We start from the raw sequence: 24037 nt of genomic DNA on the forward strand, positions 1-24037 counted from the left end.
AAAAGCCCACGCCTCAGCGGGTGGGCCGCGTGCCCCAGCTTGTGCGCAGCCACAATGACCACTGCAGTGAAAGGCGGCGCCAGGCATCGGCAAAGCCGAAGGGTTGCCTGCCCTTGAGCAGGCGTTTGCAGGTGTTCATTACTTCGGCCACGCCACTGAGCACCAGGCTGTTCATGGCACCCGGCAGCCCATGGTTCTTGCGGTAGTACAGCAGGGAGCTTTCCGTCTGCAGCGCTTCGAGTTGGCGCCCGCCCTGGCTGATGGCGCCTTCAGACTTGGCACTTTCCCCACCCCAGTGGATCACCGTGGTGTGCGGATAAAAAACAACCTCCCACCCCGCCTTCTTGGCGGCCAGGCAATGGTCTACCTCTTCCAGGTACAGGAAGTAGCGTGGGTCAAACAGGCCCACCTGCGCAATCACTTCCCTGCGCACCAGGTAGTAGCAACCCACCACCCAGTCCACAGAGCGCACGCTGTCGTGCGCCCAGTTCATGTCGTCCACCATTTTGGTGTGTTTGAAGATGCGGTTCAGCCCGGTCTGCAACAGAAAGGTGTTCCACGGCGTGGGGAAGTAGCGGGCGCAGGGTTGCAGCACGCCATCGCGCCCCTCCAGGCGCACACCCAGAATGCCGCACTTCGGGTGCGCATCCATGTAGGCCAGTGTGCTGGTGAGTGTGTTGGCTTCCACAAAGGCATCGGTATTCACCAGCAGCACATAGCGGCCGCTTGCCAAGGGCAGCGCCTGGTTGTTGGCGCGGCCAAACCCCACGTTTTGTTTGTTGACAATCAGCTGACATGCCGGGAAGTCGCGCTGGATGATTTCTACCGAATTGTCCTTGGACGCGTTGTCAACAAAAAGGATCTCGGTTTGCAAGCCCGCAGAGGCTGCTCTCAGCGTGGCCATCACTTCATGCAGCAAATGTGCGGTGTTGTAGCTGACAATAATGATGCTGATGTCCATGCAATTTCTTCGAGTCTGTGCGGTGATGATAGTGCAGCCCAAGTGTTGCCGTTAGTCCGTTTGGACTATTGAGCCCGCAGGGTCGTTTTATTACAGTTGCCCCAAGCCGCACTACATGTAGCAGGCTTTACAGGGGTAAATAATATGAAGCGTTTTCTTTTGCTGTGCGTAGCACTGTTGGCCTCTGGCATTGCCCAGGCCGCACAAGTGGCCGCAACTGCCAATGCAGAGCCGTCGCCCTATTTGCTAGTGCTGGCCGGTGTTGCTCTTATTGGCACTATCGCGCACCGCCGCAACAAGCTCAAAGCCCGCGCCTGACCGCATTGCTGCGCGTCGGGTGTGTTGTCGTGGGCGAAATGAAAGCCCGGTCACATTTACGCGGTAACATTACGCAATGACTATATACATGGCGGTTACCTCTGAATGCTGAAGCTCACACGCGACGCGAGCCCACTGCGTCTTGAGGATTACGGCAGTTTCAGTGACCTGATCCACGAAGTGTTGGGCGTGCGCAGGCACATCGACCTGATGCATTGGCTCCAGGGTGGCCTGCAACGCTATATTCCCCACGATATCCTGATTGCCGCCTGGGGCGACTTCCGCCTGGGTGTGATCCATTACGACGTGGTGTCAGCCCTCTCTGGCGTGCGCTCCGAGAGCGTCATGGCCGAATCCATTTCCCCCTTGCTGATAGGCCTGTTCAACCGCTGGGTGGCACAAGACCGCCGCCCCTTCTCTCTTAACGTGGGCCACGACGGTTTTGCCTGGGAAGGTGTTGCCAGCAGCGGCCCGATTGCCGAAGCCATGGCCGAGATGAAGTCATCCCTGGTGCATGGCATTGGCGACCAGCGCGGCCGCCATGATTGCCTGTACGTGTTTTTCAGCCAATACCCCAAGCGCCGCAGCCACGAGGCCAACGCCATCAAGATCCTGCTGCCTTATATAGACGCCGCACTTCGCCAGGTGGACCTGATGCCCAACCAGTACCAGGCCAACAAGGAGATCCAGGCCGCTGTGGCTGCAGAGCCGGAAGGCTCTGACAACGAAGTGCTGAGCGAGCGCGAGGCCGAGATCATGAAGTGGGTTGCCATGGGCAAGACCAACGGCGAGATTGGCAGCATCCTCAACGTGAGCTCGTTCACCATCAAGAACCACATGCAGCGCATCTTCAAGAAGCTCGATGTGTTCAACCGCGCGCAGGCGGTGTCCAACTTCAAGTCTTCCTACACTGCAGGCGGCGCCACCAGGTCAGCCAAGCAAGATGCCTGAGGAAATCAAGGTCAATCTGTCCAGCGCCAAGGAATCCCGCCCGCCCCTGGGCCGGGACAATCTGCTGAGCATTTTCGAGCTGGGGCTGGAGCCCTTTGTGCTGGTGGTCTCGCTGTGGGCGGTGGCCCTCTATTTTGATGGTGAGCTTTCTGCCCCCTACCTCATCCTGACGGTGCTGCTGTTTGCCATCACCTTTCCGGGCACACCGCGCCTGGGTATGCCCATGTTGCAAACTGTGTGGGCTGTGGCGATCAGTTGGGCCTGGACTGCCTCGCTGCTGGTGTTGACAGGCTACGCCACGGGCTACGAGCGCGAGTTTTCACGCCAGGCCATGCTGACCTGGCTGGTCATTGCGCCGGTATCGGTGTTGCTGGGGCATATTCTTTTGCGCCTGGCGGCACCCGCGCTGGTGCGCCTGCAGGGCCGCCCGCGGCGCGCCATTATTGTGGGCATGAATTCGCAGGGCGTGGCGCTGGCCAGCCGCGTGGGTGAGACGCCCTACACCCGCATTGAGCTCTACGGCTTCTTTGATGACCGTGACCTGGACCGGTTGGACGCCTCCAGCGACTACCGCATGATTGGCAAGCTCAGCGAGCTGTCAAAGTTTGTGCGCGAAAAAGACATTCAGCTGATCTACCTGTCACTGCCCATGGCCTCGCAGCCGCGCATTCTGCAGGTGCTGGATGAACTGAAAGACACCACCGCCTCGATTTTCTTTGTGCCCGACATGTTTGTCACCGACCTGATCCAGGGCCGCACCGGCTCGGTCTGCGGCATGCCGGTGATATCGGTGTGTGAAACCCCGTTTACCGGTGGCCATGGCTTCATCAAGCGCATCAGTGACATTGTGTTGTCCATCATTATTCTGCTGCTGATTTCACCCATCCTGGTGACGGTGTTCATTGCCGTCAAGATGGGTTCGCCCGGGCCGGCCATCTTCCGGCAGCGCCGCTACGGCCTGGATGGCAAGGAAATCGTGGTGTACAAATTCCGCTCCATGACGGTTACCGAAGACGGTGGCAAGGTCACCCAGGCCACCAAGAATGACAGCCGTGTCACTCCCCTGGGTGCCATACTGCGCCGCACCTCCATTGATGAACTGCCACAGTTTGTGAATGTGCTGCAGGGGCGCATGAGTATTGTCGGGCCCCGCCCGCATGCGGTATCGCACAACGAGATGTACCGCAAGCTTATCAAGGGCTATATGGTGCGGCACAAGGTCAAGCCCGGTATTACCGGCTGGGCCCAGATCAATGGCTGCCGCGGTGAGACAGATACCCTGGACAAAATGCAAAGCCGCATTGACTATGACCTGGACTATCTGCGCAACTGGTCCCTGCGCCTGGACCTGTATATTATTTTCAGAACCGTCAAGCTGGTCTCCAAAGACCAGCAGGCGTATTGAACACCATGCCAAATAGCCCCAACGGACTATTGTTGTATTGGAATTTGCAACTGCATAATGCTTTGGGACGTAATAAGAGCAGAAGCGCCGTAATCAGCTAGCAACGGGGACCGTATAGACATGACATCACAATTTGCAGAGCTGCAGCCATCCGCGGAGCCCCTGGGCGCCGTAAGCGGGTTCGTCAGCGAATTCATCGAGGCGGTTGGCCCGCAGCACATGTTCGATGAGTTCAGCCGCCAGGAAACGGCCTTGCTCAGCGAATACCTGGAGTGCTTTGGCGTACCCCGCGACTCGGTGGTTGTGCGTGAAGGCGATGAAGGCGACTTCCTGGCCATCCTGGTAACCGGCAAGGCGGTGATCCTGAAGGGCGAAGAGGGCGCGCAGAAGTTCATGCACGAACTGCAGCCTGGTGAAATGATTGGTGAAATGTCTTTGATAGACAACCAGCGCCGCTTTGCCAGCTGCATCACCACCGAACCCAGTGACTTTGGCGTGCTGACCCGCGACGGCTTTCATGCCCTGCTGGCCGACCACCCCCGCCTGGGCAACAAATTCATGCTGATGCTCTTGCGCCTCAGCACCTCCAAACTACGCAATGCCGCCGAACACATGTCCGGCGACCTGATCACCGGGGCTATCTAGCACTTTATGTTTTCTATCCGTCCTTGCTTTGTGCGTCCTTGCCTGGTTGCAGGCGCTGTTGTTTTGGGTTCCACCGGCGCCATGGCGCAGTCGCAAGACCTGGTGAAGTGGCGCGCCAGCGCCAACGTGCAAAACAACAACAACTTCTTCAACACCAACACGGCCCCGGTGTCCGAGCGCCTGACCTCAGAAACACTGGGCGTCAACCTGTCCATACCCTACAGCCTGCAGCGCTTTGAGCTGGATGCCAGCGTGGTCGCCAGCCAGTACCAGAGCAACACTAACTTTGACAACACTGGCACCAACTACAACGGCACCTGGTTCTGGAGCTTTACGCCCGAGTTGCATGGCACGGTGACCAGCTCGCGTGCTGAAACACTGGTGGCTGCCAACGACAGCGTAGACCGCACACTGCGCAACAAGACCACCGCACAAAACAATGCCATTGCCGCCGCCTATGACCTTGGTGGCCCCTGGCAAGTAACCGCAGGCGTGGTGAACACCAGCACCATCAATGAGCGCGCCGTGATCGGCCAGTCTGACAACCACGCCACCGGTGCCAATGCCGGTGTGCGCTATGTGCTGGGCTCCGGCAATTCGCTGGCCTATTTCCACCAGGTATCCAATGGCGACAGCAACACCGACTACGTGCTGACCACCGACGACGTGGCCGTGGTCTGGGTGCTGAGTGGCAACACCACGCTCAATGGCCACGTGGCTTCTGTCAATCAAAAATTTGGCGCCACCCCCCAGTTTGATTTCAGTGGCACCAGTGGCGCAGCCAACCTGGTGTGGCGCCTGACGGGCAAGACATCACTCACCGCCGGTTGGCAGCGCGATCTGGTCAGCTACCAGACCCTGGGCTCCACCCACACACAGACCGACTACTTCACCATTGCGCCTGTGTGGCAAATCAGCCCGGTTACCTCGGTGCGCGCCCAATACCGCACAGGTACCCTGGATGACAAAGGCAACCCTTACGGCACAGCGTCATCGCGCCAGGACCGCCTGCAGGACACCTCGCTGTCTTTTAGCTGGCAGCCGTACCAAAAGCTCAGCCTGTCTGCAACCATCGCCCAAACCAGCCGCAGCTCCACTGTGGCCAACACAGACTTTACTGCCCAGCTGCTGACGCTGGGTGCCGTGTTCAGCTTCTAGTCTGTTGTATTGGTCTGCATGTACGCATTGTCTGTATCGCCTCGTTTCGTTCTTGGCTTGTGTGTGGTGGGTGCTGCAGCGTTGCTGGCAGCGGGATGTGGCAACAAAGACCCCATGGCCGCCCAGGTGGTGGCCACCGTGGACGGTGCCGACATCAACCTGCGGCAGTTGAATGAGATGCTGGCCAAGACGCCCGACATCACGCCAGAAAACATCTCGCATGCCAAGACAGAAATCCTGGGCACCCTGGTAGAGCAGCAGCTGGCCGTCAACCTGGCCATCACCAACAAGCTGGACCGCAAGCCCGAAGTGGCCAATGCCATTGAGGCCAGCCGCCGCGAGATCCTGGCCCGCGCCGCCATGGACCAGCTCGCTGCAGACCTGGCCCCCGTTGGTGAAGAAGAGGCCAAGCGCTACTACGCAGAGCACCCGGCCCTGTATGCCGAACGCCGCATCTTTACCCTGCAGGAAATCGTGCTGAAGAAGTCCACCCCCGGCATGGACAAACTCCGTGCCCAGGTGGGCACTGCCAAGCGCATGGAAGAGGTAGCCGCCTGGCTGAAAGACAAAAAGGTGGACTTTCAAACCACCGAGGGCACCCGAGCCGCAGAGCAGATTCCCATGGAGGTGCTGACCAAGCTGCAGCGGTTCAAGGATGGCCAGATGGGCCTGATTGAAGGGCGCGACGCTTACACCGTGGTGCGCCTTGTGTCTTCAATCGCACAACCCATTGCCGCCAGCAAAATTCTGCCCGCCATCACCGCGTTTTTGAGCAACCAGCACGCTGCCGCCACCATCAAACAAGCTAAGCTTGATATGAAGAAAAACGCCAAGCTGGAATATTTTGGCGAGTTTGTGGGTGGAGAAGCCGCGTTCAAGGCGGGGCGCAAGGCGCTGGTGCAAAGCGAGGCAGATGAAGAAGCGCAAATCAATGCCAGAGCCAAGGCCGAAGCCACTATTGTCGAACAAGGAATCAAGGGACTCTAATGACTACATTCAATACATTTCGCACCTGCGCTGTTTCTCTGCTGCTGGCCGTTGCCAGCCTGGGCGCCGTGCAGGCACAAGACAAGGTTTTTGATGACCGGCTGGGCGCTGGCGACACCGTGCGCATCCAGGTGTTCCAAAGCCCGGAGCTCACACTCGAAACCCGCATCCAGGAGTCTGGCGCCATCTCGTACCCGCTGATTGGCTCTGCCAAGATTGCCGGCCTGACCATTCCCGCTGCCGAAAAAACCATTGCCGACGCGCTGACCTCGGGTGGCTTCATGAAGCTGCCCCAGATCAGCATCACCCAGGTGTCTGCGCGCCGCAAGCAGGTGTCTGTGCTGGGCAATGTGGGCAAGCCCGGCCAGGTGGCTTTGGAGTATGCCGATACACGCCTGTCGGACGTGCTGGCCCTGGCTGGTGGCATTACCTCTGTGGGCTCTGACACCGTGATCATTACCGGCCAGCGCAATGGCAAGCCCATGCGCCAGGAAATCAATGTGGCTGCCACCTACCTGGAAGGCAAAAGCGGCAGCGACATCCTGATGGCCGGCGGTGATGTGGTCTATGTGCACCGCGCCCCGGTGTTCTATGTGTATGGCGAAGCCCAGCGCCCCGGCTCTTTCCGGCTGGAGCGCAATATGAGCTTCATGCAGGCGCTGGTGATGGCTGGTGGCCCCACGGTGCGTGGCACCGAAAAGCGCCTGCGCCTGAACCGCCAGGCACCTGACGGCACGGTAAAGGAACTGTCACCCGACATGAAAGACATGGTGCAACCCGATGACGTGATCTTCGTGCGCGAAAGCCTGTTTTAAGCGAGCCGCAGCATGAACCCGAAACAAATATTTTTAATTGTCTTTGCGCATCGCTACATAGCGGCACTGGTGTTTGCCGTGGTGCTTGTAGGTGGCACGTTTTATACGTGGACGGCACCCAAGGTATACCAGGCCAGCACCGACCTGCTGGTGGACTCCAAGGTAGACCCGATTGCCGGGGCGGCTGCCACGGCCGGCAACTATGTGGCCACGCAAATTGCCATTTTGCAAAGCGAGCGCGTGGCCGTTGGCGTGATCAACCGCCTGAAAATTGCTTCGAACCCCGGCCTGATTGAGGACTGGAAAATAGCCACCAAGGGCAAGATCCCCCTGGAAAACTACTACGCCAACCTGCTGCGCAAAAACCTGCAGGCCGAGGCACTGCGTGGTAGCAACATCATCCGCCTGACCTTTGAGGGCAAAGACGCCAAGTTTGTTACCGCCATCGTCAACACCTATGCACAGGCCTATCTGGACCTGACGGTGGACCTGCGGGTAGAGCCCGTGCGCCAGTATTCAGAATGGTTTGACGAGCGCCTGAAAACCTTGCGTGCTGACGTGGAGCAAAAGCAAACCAAGCTGTCCGAATACCAGCGTACCCATGGGCTGGTGGGAAGCGACCAAAAAGCCGACGTAGAGAGCCAACGCCTGGATGCCCTGATGTCGCAGCTGGTGTCTATCCAGAGCGAAAACATGGCCATCAACAGCCGCCAGAAAACATCGGGTGGTGAACTGTCGCCTGACGTGCAAGCGAGCAGCGTGGTGCAAAACCTGCGTGCCGATTTGAACCGTGCCGAAAACAAGCTGACCGAGCTGAGCGTCAGCTTGGGGCCCAACCACCCCCAACGCGTGCAACTGGAAGGCCAGGTGGCCGAGCTGAAGCAGCAAATAACCGTGGAGATGGGCCGCGTGTCCGGCAGCACCGGTGTGGCCAGAACAACCGCCAGCCTGCGTGAAGGCGAGCTGCGCGGCGTGATTGCGGCCCAAAAAGAACGCGTGCTGTCCTTGCGCAGCCAGCGTGATGAAGTGTCCGTGCTGGCGCAAGACGTGGAAGCTGCCAAGGCCATTTATGAATCGGTGCTGCAGCGTAGCAACCAACTCAACCTGGAGAAGCAGACCGACCAGGCCAATGTGTCCATCCTCAGCCCGGCCGTGGAGCCAGCCTACCCCTACAAGCCAGACAAGCCCAAGTTTTTGGCCGCCACTGTGATGGGCGCATTGGCTGCAGCATTTGCGGCTGCCATGGGCCTGGAGATGCTGAACCGCAAGGTGCGCGTGGTGCAAGACATCATGGTGGACGATGTGCCGGTGCTGGGCATCATCGAGCGCCGTGGCGACGTCTATTCGTTGACAGAGCGTCTGGCCTTGTTTCAGAAGTTTTTTACCAAGCGCCGTGTGCGTAAAGAAATTGCGGCTGCCAGCCGACTGGGAAGCCTGTAATGAACAAAGACAAAGAACACTTTCACTCTTCCCTGTTCCCGGCCGACATAGACATTGACCTGGACGAAGGCCCGGACGGCCCCTCCACCAACAACACGCCCAAGCGCTCCATTGGCAAGATATTGGTGGACGCGGGCGTCATCAGCCAGGACGACGCCATCCGCGTCATGTCGTACCAGCGCGAAAAAGGCATACGCTTTGGCGAAGCTGCCATCCACATGGGCCTGATAAGCGAGGGCGACATCCGCTACGCGCTGTCGTACCAATATGAATACGCCTATTTGCCCCGCAGCAGTGGCAAGGCCACCAACCCCGAGCTGGTGGCGGCCTATATGCCCTTCAGCCACGAGGTGGATCAGCTTCGTTCCATTCGCAGCCAGCTCAAGCTGCGCTGGTTTGATGGCTCTGAAGGCCGCGCCATGCTCCCTGTTCTGGGGGCCGGCAGGGCAGAGGGCGGCAGTTACTTGGCCGCAAACCTCGCCATCGTTTTCGCCCAAATGGGCGAGCGCACCTTGCTGATTGATGCCGACATGCGCACCCCGCGCCAGCATGTACTGTTTCAAATCAGCAACCAGCTGGGTTTTAGCAGCTTGCTGGCAGGGCGCTCGGATGTGGCCAGTGCGCTGCAAACCATCTCCTTCATGCCTAACCTGCAGGTATTGACTGCAGGGCCTGTGCCACCCAACCCCCTGGAACTGCTGAACCGCGCCAATTTGGCCGAGTTGATGGAGTGGGCCAGCAAGGCCTATGACGTGGTATTGATAGACACGCCCTCCATGTCCGTCGGTGCAGATGCCATGCTGATTGCTGCAAAGGCTGGCGCAGCGATGGTGGTGGCCCGGGCCAATGAAACCAAGCTGTCTGCTTATGTGGAAATGATGGATGCGTTGAAGCGTTCCAATATCAATATTGTGGGCGCTGTTTTGAATAACCCACCACTTATTGACGTTGCGCACTGAATCGCTAGACTTCGGAATATTCAATGCCTGAGTACATAAGGGCGCTAGTTTTTATACTGGTGATGACAGCGCTGGTGTTTAAGTTCAGCGAAGCGCCTGCAACCGCGATAGCGATTGCTAAAGGTGATTTTAAATCGCGTCGAAACACATGGATTTATATAACATTAGCTGGATTCTTGTCGCAAAATATATGGATATTTTATGCGATTGTGATTATCTTGGCACTTCGAGCAGCAAAGAAGGATTCCAATAAAGTAGCACTCTTCTTCTTCTTGATACTGGCAATGCCGGAGTTGAACGCTTTTGTCCCAGGATTTGCAGGCATCAGTTATTTTATCGCAGTTACTTACCAGCGAGTATTGGTTTGGATAATTTTGTTGCCTATATTTTGGAGAATTTTATTTGCACCAAATCAAGGTAAGTTCAAATGGAACTTTGCAGATATTGTTCTGGTTCTATATTTTTCGCTTAATGCTATATTGCAATTCCAGTATCTAGTATTTACTGAGTGGGTCCGCTACCTCTTGGGTTGGGTATTTGATGTATTAATACCGTACTTTGCAATTAGCCGTACCATAAAAGACATTAAGAGCTTCAGAGATGTGGTGATGTCTTTTGTTGTTGGTGCGATGGTGATTTCAGTGGTGGGTATTTTTGAATTTAGTAAGCAATGGTTGGTTTACCAAACGTTGAGTGATGCCATCGGAGTTGATGGCGGTATGGGTTACATGGGGCGTGGAGGCAATCTTCGCGCAATTGCTACTACAGGCCAAGCAATTGTATTGGGCTATGTGTTGGCAATAGCACTAACACTGTATGTCTTTTTGAATAAAAGCGTGCCGAATAAAAAAGCATATTTCATTGGGTTTGCTTTGCTCATTGCGGGAGAAATATCTCCTCTGTCTAAAGGACCATGGGTGGGTGTGGCAATTGCAATAGTCGTAAGCATAGTATTTGGAGCGCATGCTTTTTCTCGGCTTGCAAAGGCAATGATCGCGGTATTAATGGTCTTCACATTGCTATTGTTTACAGATTACGGAGATACCATAATTTCTTATTTGCCATTCGTGGGGAAATTAGATGAGGGCAGCATGGATTACAGGCGTTTGGTCATTGAGAAATCTATGTCTGTAATTTATAATAATCCATATTTTGGGTCGAATGATTATTGGCTTTATCTTGAGGATCTAAGGCAGGGGCAGGGCATTATCGACATTGTAAATAATTATATTGGTGTAGCCTTGAATTCTGGTTTTGTGGGATTGTTTCTTTATCTATTATTCTTTTGTAGTGTGTTTTCTCTTATGTTTCGTAGCATGCGGCGCACAACATTTTCGTCTGAGGAGCATGAGTTAGGTCAGGTCTTGATTGGTGCATTGGTAGGTATTATGGTTATGATGTCGTCTGTTAGTGATATTCTAAATGTTCCGCTTTTGTGTTGGGGAATTGCGGCTATGGGTATTGCCTACTCCAAAATGGTGTTGGCTACAGATAAAAATTCTACATGAGTACGTAGTTTGATATCAAGTAGCCTAATCCTGCGCCCATGCCGGCAAATAGAAATGAGCGCAATTCATGAAGTATAGAAAATACCGCGTTTTTATACATGCCGTACCAAAGCAAAAATAGTACGGGGACCTCTGTCAAAGCAACAGCCCAAACTACACCATACATGCCGGCATAAGCCCATCCAAAGGGTATGCCAACCAGTATTACAGCAGCTCGAAGTGAGTTCTGGAGCACGGCATATTTTGGCTTTCCAAGAGCAAGGAGACAGGATTCACTGCTGGTTAAAATGGAAGACATAAGCAGTCTTACACACAGTATTTGCAGCATCCAGCCAGCATCCCTGTAGCGAACGTCATAGAGCAATGCAATAACTTGAGCACCTATTAACATTAGTACGGCGATGGGTACCACCATCAGTCCATCAGTGAGCAAACGAGTCTTGTAAAAAACGGTCAGCAATCGAGATCGGTCTTTGTTGATAATATTGCTCAAAGCAGGGAACATAACATTGCTGTTGATCTTGCCCATTACACCGCTCACGACTTCACTTAACATAATTGCAATGCTGTACACGCCAAGTTGCGCAGCTGTCAAATACTTTCCCAGCATCATCCTGTCACCTTGCGAGTAGACAAGATAGATACAGCTGCTGAGTAATACCCATTTTCCAAAGTGAAATACCTCGGTGGCGACCGCAGGATCCCAGCGCAGCCGATTTCGCTTTCCTGGCAACAATGCATGGCTGTAATAAACTTGAAAAAATGCGCATATAACAACGCTGCCAATTAAAGCAGCTACGCTTGGGTAGAAATAAGCCCAAACTAATATTACTACTAGGCCAATAATATCATTGGCAAACTCCAGCATGGTGAGGCGACCGTATATCATGTTTCTCTGCATTACATAAACATTGGTTGAGCTAAAGCCTTCCAGCATATGAGCAAAGCCTGCTATGGGTATTAGCCAAACCAAGTCTGGCATTGCATAAAATTTTGAAACTGGATATGCAACAAGTGACATAGCTACGAAAAACAATAAACCCCGCACTATCTTCATAGTCCAGATGGTATTTAAAAAATCTTCTTCACCCCCTCTTTTATGTCTTAGTGCCGCCGCAGATAGGCCCGCATCAGACAACATTACCATGCCAAAGGAGACTGACCACACAATGGCCATGAGACCATATGCTTCAGGAAAAAGTAGGCGAGTCAATATCAGGCTTTTACCAAAGCGCAAGAGTTGGCTCGCCCCCATGCCAAGCATGGTCCAAGCAGTGCCTGTGAATATTTTTTGACGTAACGACTCAGAATTGGTGGTCATGTATGTTCTTAATTGAAGCATAAGGCTCCTCATTGGAGCTTGTTTGATCATTGTAAACAGCCCACTCTTGTCGTACGACGCCGGATTCTGCAGCGGGGTACGGTATTTTTGTCAAAGCCCAAACGGGCTCCATTTCGTGCCCGATAATTTAGCCATGTTTAAAAATATACGTGCCGACCTCAAAGCCCACGATGGGCACTGGGCCGCACAGGGGTTTTGGGCATTGCTGGTGTACCGGTTTGGCCGTTGGCGCTACACCATCTCCACGCCGCTGCTCCGCAAGCCCTTCTCTTTTGTCTACAAGTTCCTTTTCAAAATGGTCCAGGTCTTTGCCGGTATAGAACTGCCCTGCGAAGCCACCATTGGCTCCAACTTCATCATCGACCATTCAGGCGGCATCGTCATCAGCGGCTACACCGTGTTCGGGGACAACTGCCGCATCCGCACTGGCGTAGTGATTGGTCTCAAGCGCTCCACCCACCCTTGCGCACCGCGGTTTGGCAACAACGTAGACATTGGCGCTGGCGCCAAAGTGCTGGGCGACATCACCATTGGCGACAACGTGCTCATTGGTGCCAACGCCGTCGTTACCTGCGATGTGCCATCCAACTCCATTGCGGTTGGCATTCCGGCCCAAATCCGACCCATGAAGGAACACTCCATTTGATGCCGGATGCAGCTTCGCCACTTGCCGCTTCGCCCGCGCTCTTGGCAGTCGTCGCCATCGGCCGCAACGAAGGCCAGCGTTTGCAAGCCTGCCTGGCCTCTGCCCTAGCCAGTGGCCAAGTGGGCGCTGTGGTGTATGTGGACTCTGGCTCTACCGACAACTCGGTTTCCATGGCCTTGGGTCTGGGCTGCAGTGTGGTCAACCTCGACATGGCGCAGCCCTTTACAGCAGCCCGTGCCCGCAATGAAGGCTTTGCCCGCGCCTTGCAGTTGCTGCCCAAGCTGCGCTATGTGCAGTTTGTGGATGGTGACTGCGAGCTGGTAGACGGCTGGTTGGCAGCAGCCCTTGCGTTTGCAGGCGCACACCCGGATGTGGCAGCAGTGTGCGGCCGCCGCCGAGAGCGCTATCCCCACAATAGCATCTACAACCAGCTGTGTGACATTGAATGGGACACCCCCGCAGGCCCGGCCAAGAGCTGCGGTGGGGATGTGCTGATGCGCGCAGATGCGCTGCAGGCCGCAGGGGGCTACAGGGCAGGCCTGATAGCCGGAGAAGAGCCAGAACTGTGTGTGCGCCTGCGTGCGGCAGGCTGGCGCATCTGGCGCCTGGACCACGAAATGACGCTGCACGATGCAGCCATCCTGCGCTTTGGCCAGTGGTGGAACCGCAGCAAGCGGGCTGGCTATGCCTTTGCCCATGGTGCGGCCCTGCATGGTGCCAAGCCAGAGCAACATTGGGTCCGCGAAACACGCAGTGCCTGGCTGTGGGGGCTGTGGCTGCCATGCAGTATGCTGTGCCTTGCTTTACTGACCCATGGGTGGGCATTGGGTCTGTTTCTTGCATACCCACTGCAGGCACTGCGCATTTACCTGCGCAACCGCAACAAGCTGCCGGCTGCGGGCTGGCATGCGGTCTTTTTGGTGCTGGGCAAGTTTCCGGAAGCACAGGGCGCACTGCGCTCATGGGTGCAACGGCTGGGGGGAAAAACCATGACACTGATTGAATACAAATAAATTGCCGCTTGCTCGATGAATTTACGCATCACCTATTTCGTCAACCAGTACCCCAAAGTAAGCCACAGCTTTATCCGCCGTGAAATCATGGCCCTGGAACGCCTGGGCTTCAGCGTGCAGCGCGTGGCCCTGCGTGGCTGGGATGAAAAGGTCACCGACAAAGACGACATCGCAGAGCAGGGCAACACCACCCATTTGCTCAAGGGCGGCCTGCTGCCTTTGCTGGCAGCCTTTGTGCGCACAGCCGTCACCGCGCCGCTGCTGTTTGCCAAAGCCGTGCAGCTGGCCTTTGGCATGTCGCACCGTTCCGAGCGCCCCTTTGTGTACCACCTGGTGTACCTGGCCGAGGCCTGCCTGCTGCTGGGCCATCTGCGCCGCTTTGGCAGCCAGCATGTGCACGCTCACTTTGGCACCAACTCCACTGAGGTGGTGATGCTGGCCCATGCCCTGGGCGGGCCGGGCTTCAGCTTTACCGTGCATGGCCCGGAAGAATTCGACAAACCCCAGTTCATAGGTCTGGCAGAAAAAATCAAGCGCTCGGCCTTTGTGGTGGCCATCAGCTCGTTTGGCCGCAGCCAGCTGTTCCGCTGGATTGACTACACCCAGTGGCCCAAGGTGCATGTGGTGCACTGTGGCCTGGAAGAATCCTTCCATGCGCTGGCGCCTTCGCAGCCGCCCGACATCCCCAGGCTGGTGTGCGTGGGGCGCCTGTGCGAGCAAAAAGGCCAGCTGTTGCTGGTGCAGGCCATGGCCTTGCTGGCACAGCGCGGCATCCGGTTTGATCTGGTGCTGGCCGGTGATGGCGAAATGCGCCCCGAAATTGAAGCGCTGATAGACCGAAGCGGCCTGCGCCAGCAGGTGCGCATTACCGGTTGGATCAGCAGTGACCAGGTGCGCAACGAACTGCTGGCGGCGCGCGCCATGGTGCTGCCCAGCTTTGCCGAAGGGCTGCCCGTGGTGATCATGGAGGCCATGGCCCTGCGGCGCCCGGTGCTCACCACCAGCATTGCCGGCGTGCCAGAGCTGGTGCGCCATGGTGAAAGCGGCTGGCTGTTTGCTGCGGGTTCGGTGGAAGAACTGGCCGAGGCCATTGCAGCGTGCTTGTCTACGCCTGTGGAAGTGCTTCACGCAATGGGCGCACGCGCCTACGAGCGGGTGCTGCAGCGCCATTCGGTGGACACCGAGGCAGCCAAGCTGGCCGCCCTGTTTCAGCAAGCCATACGCCAAGCTGTCTGAGCCATGCTGAGCCTTGCACAAACCCTGTTGACCGCCCTGGCGCTGGCCCTGCTGCTGCCCTGCACCGTGCTGCTGGTGCAGGTGCTGGTCGCCTTTGTGTCACGCCAGACCAATCCGGTGCCTGACGCCGACACAGCCAAGGTACCCACCCGCGTTTGCATCCTGATGCCGGCCCACAACGAAGCCTTGGGCCTGGAAAAAATACTGCGCGCATTGCTGCCCCACCTGAACGCCCACACGCGCCTGCTGATGGTGGCCGACAACTGCAGCGACAACACGGCAGACCTGGCGCGCAGCATTGCCGCAGGCCAGCACCCGATTGAAGTGGTAGAGCGCCAGCATGCAGAGATGCGCGGCAAGGGCTATGCCTTGGACTTTGGTGTGCGCCATCTGGAGGCCAACCCGCCTGATGTGGTGCTGATACTGGATGCCGACTGCGAAGTCACCGGCAATGCGATAGGCACCCTGGTGGCACAGTGCGTGGCGCAACAGCGGCCGGTGCAGGCGCTGTACCTGATGCGCAACCTGCCAGGGGCTTCCACCAAGAGCCGTCTGGCCGAATTTGCCTGGCTGGTCAAGAACCTGGTGCGGCCCTTGGGCTTTCATCGCTTGGGCCTGCCATGCCAGCTGATGGGTACCGGCATGGCATTCACCTGGGCGCATATCAGCCGGGCCAGCCTGGCCACAGGCCACATCGTGGAAGACATGCAACTGGGCCTGGACCTGGCACGCAACAATGCAGCGCCGCTGTTTTGCCCGCAGGCTTTGGTTACCAGCTATTTCCCCACGTCCCATGAAGGCATACAGGCGCAGCGCACCCGCTGGGAGCACGGCCACCTGGGCGTGATTGTGGGCCAGGTGCCCGCGCTGTTTGCACAGTCTGCCATGCGCCGGAACCTGGGTTTGTTGGGCATGGCGCTGGACTTGTGCGTGCCGCCTCTGGCCTTGCTGGTTTTGTTTTTGGTGGCCGTGTGCGCCGCCACCGGCACCTTTTGGTTGGCCTTGGGCGCAGGCCTGATGGCAATGCAGCTAGCCGCAGTGGCCCTGGTGATCGTGGGCATTGCAATCGTGCTGGCCTGGCTGCGCTTTGGCCGCGACACCATCAGCTTCAGGCAGCTGTGTGGTGTGCCGCTGTACATCGTTACCAAGATACCGCTGTACTTCTTTTTTCTGGTGAAGCGGCAGGCTTCGTGGGTGCGCTCCAAGCGCGATGGTGAAACATGAAGAGCACGCAAGCCAATTTTGATCGCAAGGTGCATTGCCTGATGGGCTTGCCCTTTGACGCCATCACGCTGGCACAAGCTACTGAGCAGATCCGCCAGGCGGCCTTCAACCGCACACCGTGTTTTTTTTCTACGCCCAACCTCAACTTTTTGATCGCTGCGCAAAGCAACAAGCCGTTCCGCGAGTCGGTGATCAAGAGCGACCTGAGCCTGCCCGATGGTATGCCCATTGTGTGGATGTCCAGGTTGCTGGGCATACCCATTACCGAGCGCGTGGCCGGGTCAGATGTGTTTGATGCCCTGCGCAAAGGCCGGGGCCGCAAGATCAAGGTCTACTTCTTCGGTGGCCAACCAGGCATTGCCGAGAAAGCCATGCAGATACTGAACGCCGAAGACGGCGGCCTGCAGTGTGTGGGTTTTGAAACCCCGGGCTTTGGCAGTGTTGCCGAGATGAGCACGCCAGACACCATTGCAAAGATCAACGCCAGCGGCGCAGAGTTTTTGGTGGTGTCTTTGGGGGCCGTCAAAGGCCAGGCCTGGATTGAACACAACCTGGCAGCCCTTGATGTACCCGTGGTGAGCCACCTCGGCGCCGTGTTGAACTTTGTGGCCGGCAATGTGCGCCGTGCGCCGCGCTGGATGCAAAACATCGGGCTGGAGTGGGTGTGGCGCATTGTGGAAGAGCCCACCCTGTGGAAGCGCTACCTGAATGATGTGCTGGGCCTCTTCAAGTTTGGCCTGGGCTTGGTCACTGTTGCGAATATTCGCCAGGTGCTGAAGCGGGACGCAAAGAGCGACCTGGCGCCCCTGGAGCTGCGGCATGTTTGCAATCAAGACACCCTGGACATTACCGTGTCTGGTGCCTGTGTCAGCAAAAACCTGAAGCCGCTCAAGGCGCTGCTGGGCCAGTATGCCAATCAGCAGCTCAACATCAGGCTGCATGTGGAAAACGTGCTTGCCATTGACAGTGCTTACTTGGGGCTGCTGACCCTTGTGTGCGGACAGCAATTGAACCGGGGCAAGAGCCTGCAAATTGAAGGGCACAAGAGTGCCGAGTTTTCTTTTGATGTTGTTTCTGAGTCTGCGTAGATGGAACCCACTGTGACCAATCCACAAAAAGACTTGCGTGTGCTGATAGTTGCCGAGCATGCATCGGCCAAGTTTGGTGGCGAAGCCGTGTTGCCGCTGCATTACTACCGTGTGCTGCGCAAGCGCAACATACCGGTATGGCTGGTGGTGCACGAGCGCACCAAGCAGGAACTGCTGACCCTGTACCCCAATGACCAGGACCGAATACGGTTTGTGCCAGACACCAAGCTGCACCGGTTTTTGTGGAACGTAGGCACCAAGCTGCCAGACCGCATCTCCAACTTCACGGTTGGCTTTCTGATGCGGGTGGCCAGCCAGATCATTCAGCGCCGCCTCATCAAGCAGCTGATCAAAGAGGTGGGCATCAACGTGGTGCACCAGCCCATGCCCGTGTCCCCCAAGGAGCCATCGTTGCTGTTCAACTTGGGGGTGCCGGTGGTGATTGGCCCCATGAATGGAGGCATGGACTATCCACCAGCCTTCAGGCGGCTGCAGAACAAGTTTGAGACAGCAGCAATGGCATTGGGGCGCAGCTTCTCCAGCACGCTGAATACATTCTTACCCGGCAAGAAGAATGCTGCAGTGCTGCTGGTGGCCAATGAGCGGACCAGACTGGCTCTGCCTGCTTGCCTGAAGGATGTAAAGACACAGATCCTGGTAGAGAACGGTGTCGATCTGTCGCTCTGGAAAGACGCCGCGGTCAAGCCAGAAACAAAGCCAGACCAAGTGGTGCGCTTCGTCTACATGGGCAGGCTGGTGGACTGGAAGGCGGTAGACATACTGATCACCGCGTTTGCCATTGCCTCCAAAAGTGCCAACATTGCGCTTTCGATTATTGGGGATGGTGACCAGCGTGCCGCATTGGAGCAACAAGCCAGAGGCCTGGGCGTATGGGCTGAAGGAACCGAAGCTGGAAAGATCTTCTTTGTTGGCTGGAAGGCACAGGCGGAGTGTGCGCAATACCTGCAGAGCTCTGATGGCCTGGTGTTAACAAGCCTGATGGAGTGCGGTGGTGCCGTGGTGCTCGAGGCAATGGCAATGGGCTTGCCTGTTGTTGCGACCAACTGGGGCGGACCAGCGGATTACATAGATGCGCGTTGTGGTGTATTGGTTCAGCCAACCGGCCGCGAGGCCTTCACCCGCGACGTTGCCGATGCTTTGGTTCAGTTGGCGAGCAATGCGGAACTCAGAAAGACCATGGGACGGGCGGGGCGCTCCCGCATAGAGAAAGAGTTTGACTGGGAAATCAAGGTAGATCAGATGGTGCAGATCTACACGCGAGAGGTACAAGCAGCATGACCACGGAAGTCTCGGCCACCGAACCAGATTGGTCTCGCGAAGCAAAGCCTTTTTGGGCCTGGCATCCAGCAAAGTCGTTACTGACCTGCATACGCGACTACCAGCGCGCAGCAAGTAGGCCTGGAGTGTTTGCCTTGGTGTGCAAGCACTACGCGAAATTCCGCCACATATTTTGGGCCGCCATAACCGGGGCGGATATTCCCATTGCCTGCAAAATAGGCGGTGGCTTGTTGATTCCACATCCCAATGGAATCGTGATACATCCTGATGCTGTCATTGGGCCCAATTGCCTGATATTTCAACAGGTAACCATAGGTGGAGGTAACAGTGGCGTACCCACGGTAGGGGGGCATGTGGATATTGGCGCCGGCGCCAAAGTGCTGGGCGGTATCAAGCTGGGTAGTCATGCAAAAATTGGTGCGAACGCTGTTGTAATCATGGATGTACCGGAAAACTGCACCGCCGTAGGTGTGCCCGCCAAGTTGATGTTTAGAGACCATTAACCATTTGGTCAGATCAGTAAATTAACAATACACATATGAAAATCAAGGTGCAACAATGAAAACCAATGACACAAAGCCGCGTCAAGTGTTCATCGTGCTCAGTGCAAGTGCGCTTCCTTATGCAGAGAAAGGAATAGAGAGCTTGACAAAACATGTCATGGAGCCCATTTCCCTGACGTTGCTGACAGACGATGAAAGCGATAAAGTCAAAATAATTGATGCACTGACCAAGCTGAGTCTGGACACACGGCACACATGGCAGGTCTACAGCCAGGCAGATGCCGATCTCCGGGCTGAAACGCAGTTCAAACCCTATCCGAACTTGAGCAGGTTTCGTATGGGGCACCCATGCTGGCGCAAGATTACCGACCCCCTTTTGTTTGCCGAAGCCGGGTCAGAAATCATCGTTCTGGACCCAGACCTTTACTTCCCCAATTTCTTCAAATTTGAGCCAACACCTGTAACCGGGATTTACCTGATGTGGCAGCCACCTAGTTGCTTGCTGCCACATGAGACGGTAATGCGGGCCTACAACAGCGGCATTCCATTGGCACACCATGTTGATATCGGTGTAGCACAATTGCGCAATAACCTCGACATGGCATGGCTCGACCAGTTGATAAAAACATTGGGTGGGGCAGATATACCCAGAGTTATGCACGTTGAGGCCATTGTATGGGCTGCGTTGGCAATGAAAGTCGGTGGCGGCTATTACGATCCAAGCCATTGGTATTGCTGGCAGTATCGGCAATGGAAGAGACTCTTGCTAAAGCTGGGCGTATCTGGGACGCGAATGCTTGCCATGGAGAATATCAAGAGTGTTAAATGTTTTCATGCAAGTGGGATTGCCAAATGGTGGGTGAAAAGTGCATGTGAGAGGAACCTTTTTCCAGCACCAAAGGAAGTATCCAATGCTTTGTCTATACGCTCTTTTATAGATATGCCATTGGCGATATATGAGCACGACCAAAGGATAAAGAATTTGGCACGCAAACTTGGTTATTATGCCATTATGAAAAAGTAGGATAATCGTCGGAATATGAATGCTACTATTATGTATGCTGGACAAGCTAACCCGTTTGTTGGTTGGCTCGCGGTTGATGAATTTGCTGAACTACTTGCATATTATCTTGATGCGACGCTAGTGTCACCAAAACCCATTGATCAAGGTCGCTTTGCAAATTTTGTAATGGGTAGAAGCAGGTTTGAGCCAATAGAATCACCAGGAGGCGATGTATTGGTAGTTGTTGCCCGGTCTCCTAATGATCTCAATATGGCGAAATCTATTTCAGGATACAGAAAGAAATTTGCAAAGATTTATGGAATTATCACCGATTCATATCATGAAGAAGGCTATGTTGACGTAACTTCAGAATTTGATGCAGTCTTTGTTACAGCACATGGTGATATGGATTATGTAAAAAATAAGTATAAAATAAATGTGCACCAGATGTACCAAGGTATTGATACCTTGCGTTGGGGCCCACTTGCATCATCTATTCGCAGTGTTGATATAGTAGGTTTTGGTCGTATGCCAACCGCATATCAAGAAAAATTAATTCAAGCTTATCACCAACCATCTAATCCCTATTTATATCTGCATTCCCCTTTGGGAAATGTAAGAGGACCAACAGTGGGTTTGGAAAGAGGAATGCTTTTTAAACTACTGCAGAGGTCTAAAATATCTTTAGCATTTAATCTCCATGTAGGTGCAACTGGCGATCGTCCGATATCTATGATGGTTACAAGTCGTTGGCTTGAATCAATGTTGTCAGGTTGCATTGTTGCGGGTAAGCGCCCAGTGTCGCGTATGGCAGATGACATGCTGTCTTGGGAGAATTCAACGATTGAGCTATCTGATAATGCAAATGAAGCAATTGAGGAGTTGGACAATATACTTGAAAATGAAGAACTCTATGCTTTACAGCGTATGAGTAACACTTACCATGTCATGACGAAGCATGATTGGAGGTTTCGATTGAATGATTTGGGAAATAGTTTTCAACTCTCGTTCAATCAGCATCTCCTTAGAGATATCGAGATAGTTGAATATAATAGTCGAGCCTTTGTTGCTCATTATTAATATAATGAGCAACAAATTTACGTCGGAATATGTGCCGCAACTTGATAGTTTGCGATTTTATGCAGTTCTATCAGTATTTATAACTCATTTCATACCAAGTGGCGATCCAATAAAGGACGCTCTTCCATGGGGTGAATTGGGTGTCCAGTTTTTTTTCGCACTTAGTGGTTACCTAATAACTGGAATTCTACTTTCTGCAAGGTTGCAAATGGAATCTGGAGATGACATCGGGGCACTGCTCAGAAATTTTTACATTCGCCGTGTGCTGAGGCTTTTTCCTGTATATTATTTATATTTGACAGCGGTGCTGGTGAGTTTGGCAGCTGCACGCGAGCATATATGGGCGTTCTTTCTATATATCCAAAACTTTCTGTTTGCAGATAATCCAGCTATCTTTAGTAAGATGTTAGCTCACTTCTGGACGTTGGCTGTAGAAGAGCAATTCTATTTAATTTGGCCATTTTTACTTCTGTTCACACCATTATCTAAAATACTTAAATCTATTTTGATAGTGATTTTAATTGGCCCCATATTCAGGATTCTTGGCTTGAATTTCGGATTTACAGAATTTCAAGTAAATATGATGATGCCAGCCCATTTTGATACATTTGGTATAGGCGGCATGTTGGCTGCGGTTAACTTATTAAAGCCAACCTATAACAGAACTATGGGCCATATATGTCTGGTTATAGGTACACCGCTAATGATTGTATATCTGACACTTCATAGGATGCATGAATATGCTGCGTACGAACTTCTTTTGGGACCACTAGGCGCTGGCTTGTTTTTCACATCTATTCTTTGGCACGTAGGTGGCCGCCGCGGAAGATATTCGATGACATTATTAAATTTCCCAGTCACTGTCTATCTTGGTCGCATAAGCTATGGAATGTATGTTATTCATTTTAATGTCCCTGGACTGATGCGAGAAAAAATTCTTCCAAGATTAAACTTAACAATATCAGATATGCCATGGCTAAACTTCATTCTATACGGCCTGACAACAGTAGCGTTATCAGCGCTAAGTTGGCATTTTCTTGAAAAATTTGTAAATCAATTAAAAATTTATTTTCCTTACAAAGTTAAATCTAATTTGTATAGACCCATAAACGGCGGGTAATTATGCCTTGCGGTCGAATTGATCTAGAGAAAATGCTTGAAGTGCTAATAAATCATCAGGCGAACCTGAGATCCAGCGCGTTATCAGTTCACCTGTTTTTAAAGGTACCTGAATTGCAGACCAAGCTTCGGCCGAAGATTTCGATACTTCAAGATATTTTGTCGGATTGCGTATTAGAGTTTCAATCGCATCGGCAAGTGAACTAGCATTACCCTCTTCAAACATTAGAACACCATCTTGATTACCCAAAACCGGTACGAACATGGGGTGACTCGATACTAGGAGAGGTGTGCGAGAACACAGACCCTCATAGATGGCCATTGGCAAACCTTCTGGGTATGTATGACGACTTGGAACTACAACCGCATCATGATTGCGCATATATTGAAGCACATCAGAATTGGAGACGCGACCTTTAAAGTCTACGTACTCAGAAATACCCCATCGAGCGGCTCTTAATCTCATTTCATCAATTGCGCCGGTGCCTGCGATTGTTACTCGTACATCTACCCTTCTGCTACGTAGTATGGCTGCGGCCTCAATCAAATCGCCGACACCTTTCGACTCAAGTACTGAACCGACATAAAAAAGTGTAAATTCTTTCGATGGGTCCGGAGCAGACTTTGGCATATTCATCTCTGGCGTAGCATGTGCTGGCCAATCCCAAGGCAAAATCTTATTTGAATGAACGCCGATCTTCACCAAGTTGCGGGAGGCCGGGAAATTGTGATTTGTTATGAATTCAAATTTCTTTAAATTTAGAATTCTTGCAAGTAAGCCTTCAAAAAAACGGCCACGTATTGATGTACTGGAGAAACTGTCTGCAAAGTTGGGAAGAACTCTTTTACATCGAAATAATCCCCACATAAGTACAGGCATCAGTGGTGTACTCACTATGAGATGCGATGGTTTGAGGTCCTCTAGGGTCTTAAATAGAGCCCATAATTTCCGATTGTTAGTCCACCCCGTCCCAATTGATCGAACGCCGTTTGGGAGCAAATCATCATGAGATTTTGACGGTAAAGCTATTACTGTTACATCCATAGACCTGGCAAGACCACCAACGAACTCGATGGAGTAGCGCTGAGCGGCATAATTCTCAGGCCCGCCCGCTGCAAAGCGTTGAAAAGCCTCGCGGTAGTCGCCATATTGAACAAAAACGATGTGGTTACGGCTTGGGTTCATTGGAATAGGTGATCCGGTAAAAAAACAGATTAAATCGTCAATATGTAATTTAAATAAGCTTAAATTTATAAGAGTAAAGTAAAATGATTGGAAGGAATAAAATTTCCAAAAAAACACATCGTGTACCTATTAAGATAGTATTGAGGTAAAT

23 protein-coding genes are annotated in these 24037 nt (G+C 53.8%); 20 read left to right on the forward strand and 3 right to left on the reverse strand.

The genetic code is table 11. The annotated features are described in order from the left end of the window. Positions 1-13: 13 nt before the first annotated feature. Positions 14-961, reverse strand: a complete 948-nt coding sequence (locus DIC66_RS04460) for a glycosyltransferase family 2 protein (protein ID WP_117174491.1) — start codon at positions 959-961, stop codon at positions 14-16. Positions 962-1105: 144 nt separating this feature from the next. Between DIC66_RS04460 and DIC66_RS23060 the strand changes: the two genes are divergently transcribed. The 10 genes from DIC66_RS23060 (at position 1106) to DIC66_RS04505 (ending at position 11147) form a co-directional block, all read left to right on the forward strand. Further along, positions 1106-1279 carry a hypothetical protein gene (locus tag DIC66_RS23060; RefSeq protein ID WP_158558837.1) on the forward strand — a complete coding sequence of 58 codons (174 nt, stop codon included), beginning with the start codon at positions 1106-1108 and terminating at the stop codon, positions 1277-1279. A 105-nt stretch (positions 1280-1384) separates the two neighbouring features. Next, positions 1385-2230: an XrtB/PEP-CTERM-associated transcriptional regulator EpsA gene (gene epsA, locus DIC66_RS04465; RefSeq protein ID WP_117174493.1), complete on the forward strand. Its 846-nt coding sequence runs from the start codon at positions 1385-1387 to the stop codon at positions 2228-2230. Further along, positions 2223-3635, forward strand: coding sequence for an undecaprenyl-phosphate glucose phosphotransferase (locus DIC66_RS04470; protein WP_117174495.1), 1413 nt, complete (start codon positions 2223-2225; stop codon positions 3633-3635). Before epsA ends, DIC66_RS04470 begins: the two co-directional genes overlap by 8 nt. 120 nt (positions 3636-3755) lie before the next feature. Then, positions 3756-4280 carry a cyclic nucleotide-binding domain-containing protein gene (locus DIC66_RS04475; RefSeq protein ID WP_117174497.1) on the forward strand — a complete coding sequence of 175 codons (525 nt, stop codon included), beginning with the start codon at positions 3756-3758 and terminating at the stop codon, positions 4278-4280. A gap of 63 nt (positions 4281-4343) precedes the next feature. Continuing rightward, complete coding sequence (locus DIC66_RS04480; protein ID WP_117174499.1) at positions 4344-5438, forward strand: porin family protein; 1095 nt, start codon at positions 4344-4346, stop codon at positions 5436-5438. Between the two features lie 18 nt (positions 5439-5456). Further along, on the forward strand, positions 5457-6425 hold the full coding sequence (locus DIC66_RS04485) for an EpsD family peptidyl-prolyl cis-trans isomerase (protein ID WP_117174501.1): 969 nt from the start codon (positions 5457-5459) through the stop codon (positions 6423-6425). After that, positions 6425-7240 carry a polysaccharide export protein EpsE gene (epsE, locus tag DIC66_RS04490; RefSeq protein WP_117174503.1) on the forward strand — a complete coding sequence of 272 codons (816 nt, stop codon included), beginning with the start codon at positions 6425-6427 and terminating at the stop codon, positions 7238-7240. Before DIC66_RS04485 ends, epsE begins: the two co-directional genes overlap by 1 nt. A gap of 12 nt (positions 7241-7252) precedes the next feature. Then, positions 7253-8680, forward strand: a complete 1428-nt coding sequence (locus DIC66_RS04495; protein ID WP_117174506.1) for a GNVR domain-containing protein — start codon at positions 7253-7255, stop codon at positions 8678-8680. After that, a complete protein-coding gene (gene epsG / locus DIC66_RS04500; RefSeq protein ID WP_117174508.1) occupies positions 8680-9639 on the forward strand; it encodes a chain length determinant protein tyrosine kinase EpsG in 960 nt (319 codons plus the stop codon). Before DIC66_RS04495 ends, epsG begins: the two co-directional genes overlap by 1 nt. A 23-nt stretch (positions 9640-9662) precedes the next feature. Further along, positions 9663-11147: an O-antigen ligase family protein gene (locus DIC66_RS04505; RefSeq protein WP_117174510.1), complete on the forward strand. Its 1485-nt coding sequence runs from the start codon at positions 9663-9665 to the stop codon at positions 11145-11147. Here the strand turns inward: DIC66_RS04505 and DIC66_RS04510 are convergent. Then, positions 11140-12468 carry an oligosaccharide flippase family protein gene (locus DIC66_RS04510; RefSeq protein ID WP_158558839.1) on the reverse strand — a complete coding sequence of 443 codons (1329 nt, stop codon included), beginning with the start codon at positions 12466-12468 and terminating at the stop codon, positions 11140-11142. The genes DIC66_RS04505 and DIC66_RS04510 overlap by 8 nt on opposite strands. A gap of 154 nt (positions 12469-12622) precedes the next feature. On the opposite strand from DIC66_RS04510, the gene DIC66_RS04515 reads away from it, so the two are divergent. From DIC66_RS04515 to DIC66_RS04560, 10 genes are read left to right on the forward strand one after another with little or no spacing between them, the layout of a single operon-like run. Beyond that, positions 12623-13135, forward strand: a complete 513-nt coding sequence (locus DIC66_RS04515) for a serine O-acetyltransferase (RefSeq protein WP_117174514.1) — start codon at positions 12623-12625, stop codon at positions 13133-13135. Beyond that, on the forward strand, positions 13135-14148 hold the full coding sequence (locus DIC66_RS04520) for a glycosyltransferase family 2 protein (RefSeq protein WP_117174516.1): 1014 nt from the start codon (positions 13135-13137) through the stop codon (positions 14146-14148). The genes DIC66_RS04515 and DIC66_RS04520 overlap by 1 nt, the downstream gene beginning before the upstream one ends. 15 nt (positions 14149-14163) lie before the next feature. Further along, on the forward strand, positions 14164-15384 hold the full coding sequence (locus tag DIC66_RS04525) for a glycosyltransferase (RefSeq protein ID WP_117174518.1): 1221 nt from the start codon (positions 14164-14166) through the stop codon (positions 15382-15384). 3 nt (positions 15385-15387) lie between these two features. Continuing rightward, positions 15388-16608, forward strand: a complete 1221-nt coding sequence (locus DIC66_RS04530) for a glycosyltransferase family 2 protein (RefSeq protein WP_117174520.1) — start codon at positions 15388-15390, stop codon at positions 16606-16608. Next, positions 16605-17696: a WecB/TagA/CpsF family glycosyltransferase gene (locus DIC66_RS04535; RefSeq protein ID WP_117174522.1), complete on the forward strand. Its 1092-nt coding sequence runs from the start codon at positions 16605-16607 to the stop codon at positions 17694-17696. Before DIC66_RS04530 ends, DIC66_RS04535 begins: the two co-directional genes overlap by 4 nt. Positions 17697-17708: 12 nt before the next feature. After that, positions 17709-18995: a glycosyltransferase family 4 protein gene (locus DIC66_RS04540; protein WP_199534662.1), complete on the forward strand. Its 1287-nt coding sequence runs from the start codon at positions 17709-17711 to the stop codon at positions 18993-18995. Next, positions 18992-19498 carry a serine O-acetyltransferase gene (locus DIC66_RS04545; RefSeq protein ID WP_117174524.1) on the forward strand — a complete coding sequence of 169 codons (507 nt, stop codon included), beginning with the start codon at positions 18992-18994 and terminating at the stop codon, positions 19496-19498. The genes DIC66_RS04540 and DIC66_RS04545 overlap by 4 nt, the downstream gene beginning before the upstream one ends. 55 nt (positions 19499-19553) lie before the next feature. Then, on the forward strand, positions 19554-20522 hold the full coding sequence (locus tag DIC66_RS04550) for a hypothetical protein (protein WP_117174526.1): 969 nt from the start codon (positions 19554-19556) through the stop codon (positions 20520-20522). A 15-nt stretch (positions 20523-20537) separates the two neighbouring features. Then, entirely contained in the window at positions 20538-21581 is a 1044-nt protein-coding gene (locus tag DIC66_RS04555) for a glycosyltransferase (RefSeq protein ID WP_117174528.1), read from the forward strand. Between the two features lie 4 nt (positions 21582-21585). Continuing rightward, positions 21586-22701 (forward strand): acyltransferase family protein, encoded by a 1116-nt coding sequence (locus tag DIC66_RS04560; RefSeq protein WP_117174530.1) that lies wholly within the window; start codon positions 21586-21588, stop codon positions 22699-22701. Here DIC66_RS04560 and DIC66_RS04565 read toward each other — a convergent pair whose 3' ends face one another. After that, positions 22702-24003, reverse strand: a complete 1302-nt coding sequence (locus DIC66_RS04565; protein ID WP_147321233.1) for a glycosyltransferase family 4 protein — start codon at positions 24001-24003, stop codon at positions 22702-22704. It abuts the gene before it with no gap. Positions 24004-24037 lie beyond the last annotated feature (34 nt).

This window comes from Rhodoferax lacus, assembly GCF_003415675.1.
Lineage (GTDB): Bacteria > Pseudomonadota > Gammaproteobacteria > Burkholderiales > Burkholderiaceae_C > Allorhodoferax > Allorhodoferax lacus.